General features: G+C 69.4%; 2 protein-coding genes. Both read left to right on the plus strand.

Annotation, left to right across the window (positions count from 1 at the left end; all coding sequences use genetic code 11):
• Positions 1-155: 155 nt before the first annotated feature.
• Positions 156-860 carry a hypothetical protein gene (locus HCC78_RS32365; protein WP_172332793.1) on the plus strand — a complete coding sequence of 235 codons (705 nt, stop codon included), beginning with the start codon at positions 156-158 and terminating at the stop codon, positions 858-860.
• A 144-nt stretch (positions 861-1004) separates the two neighbouring features.
• A partial coding sequence (locus tag HCC78_RS32370; RefSeq protein WP_172332794.1) for an AAA family ATPase occupies positions 1005-1886 on the plus strand: 882 nt, incomplete at its 3' end.

The following is a 1886-nucleotide window of genomic DNA, read 5'->3' on the forward strand; positions in this document are numbered from 1 at the left end:
GATGACGCTGGCAGAGGCAGACGCTGCCCAGAAGGCGGTGGAGCACGTGAAGGCGGCGCTGTCCGGCCAGAAGGTGGACCTGCAGGCCATGGCGTCGAAGATCGAGGCAATCCGCAAGGCAGTCGGCCCGCGTGCGGCGCAGGTGAGGTAGGGCGATGATGATGAAGCCCTTCGATGCGAAGAGGACAGCGGCAATTGCTCGGCGGGACAAGCTGCGCGCGGCGGCAGGTGAGCGGGAGGCTGAAGAGGCCAAGCGCCTGGACAAGCTGCGCGCTGCCAGCGCCGCTCCGGAGGCCTGCGGCTTCGATGCGCCGGCGGCGCCCGCCCGCGGCAAGGTCCTGGCTGTGGATACCGTGACGGTGCGCGAGGGTCAGGACGGCAAGCCGGTCTACGAGACCACGGGCTATCGCGGGCGCTCGGCGATGCGGGCCGAGGATGCGCTCGACCGGATCAAGGGGCTGACCGAGGCGCAGCGCGCGGCCGGGCGGCGCTATGCGGCGCTGGTCGAGGCGGTCGAGGCTGGCGGGATGAAGTGCTCGAGCTCCGGCATGATCAGCGGCGGCGGCAACGTCGACGCGGCCAAGGACTTCATGGACGTCTACATGGGCCACTGCGACACGCTGCGCCGGATGAACCGCGCGATCGGCGACGGTATCGGCATGCCGGTGCGCCGGGTCAGGCCATCTGATCGCGGGACCAAGGCCTCGATCTCTGACCGCAAGCTGGTCGAGATGGTGTGCCTCGGCGGAGAGGCGCTGGTGCCAGTGCTGGACGCGCATGGATGGGTGAAGACGGGACGAAACGTGCGGGCGCTTGCATGCGCTCTAGCAGTCGTTCTGGAGCGTCTGCGGGCCTGCTGACAGAAAGGGGGTTGACGGTTGGGACACTTCTCGGCATCACTTGTGACACGATGAACAAATGCGCCCGGCAGGCATCCCCTGCGCGGGCGTTTTGCGTTTCCACGATCCAGACATGACCGCCATCCCCACCACCACGGACCAGCAATGGGCCGCCTGAAGACGTCGCGCCCGCGCCTCTCCGCGCATGCGGCGTCTTCCGGCCGGTCGATCACGCGCGCCGATGCCGAGCGCTCGCGGATGGCCGCGCGGGACGCCGATCGGGAGTGGCGGTCGTGGTATGACCTCGCCAGGTGGAAGCGCCTGCGGGAAGCCATCCTTGAGAAGGGCATGTTCACCTGCGCGAAGACGGGCGTCCTGCTGCGCGGAAAGCCGCCTGCGCCGGACAGCCCCGTCGTCGACCATATCCGCCCGCACAACGGAAACCCGGACCTGTTCTGGGACGAGGACAACCTGCAGCTGGTCTCCAAGGCCTGGCACGACAGCCGCAAGCAGGCGATCGAGCGGGCAGGGCAGGCCATGGCCATCCATCCCAAATGGCTGCAGCCGTCGGCCATTCCCCTGACGATCATCTGCGGGCCGCCCTGCTCGGGCAAGACGACGCTGGCCGAGGCAAGCGCCGGTCCTGGCGACCTGGTGATCGATCTCGACCGCATCGCCTCGGACCTCTCGGGAGAGCCGATGCACGGCTGGCCGCGGGAACGCTGGCTGAATGCCGCGCTCTGGCAGCGCAACAACATGCTGGGCTGCCTGTCGCGCCCCGGTCCCCATGCCGCTGCGTGGTTCGTCGTGTCCGAGCCGAAGGCGAAGCACCGGGACTGGTGGGCCAGCACGCTCCGGCCCCAGCGGATCATCGTGCTCGAGGTCGACGAACCGGAATGCATGGCCCGCGCGCTGGCTGGCGGACGGGACATCGCGAGGGTGGAGGCGCGCGTCATGGAATGGTGGGCGCAGTACGGCCGCCGGATCGGAGACGACCGGCGGCCCGGCGGCCAAGGGGGGGGAGGGGCATCGGATGGGGCGTCCCTG

The organism is Mangrovicoccus sp. HB161399, assembly GCF_013184745.1.
GTDB lineage: Bacteria > Pseudomonadota > Alphaproteobacteria > Rhodobacterales > Rhodobacteraceae > Mangrovicoccus.

Excerpts from the sequence above, each read along its gene's own strand:
- HCC78_RS32365 (WP_172332793.1), top strand. The coding sequence starts at position 156 with ATGATGATGAAGCCCTTCGATGCGAAGAGGACAGCGGCAATTGCTCGG.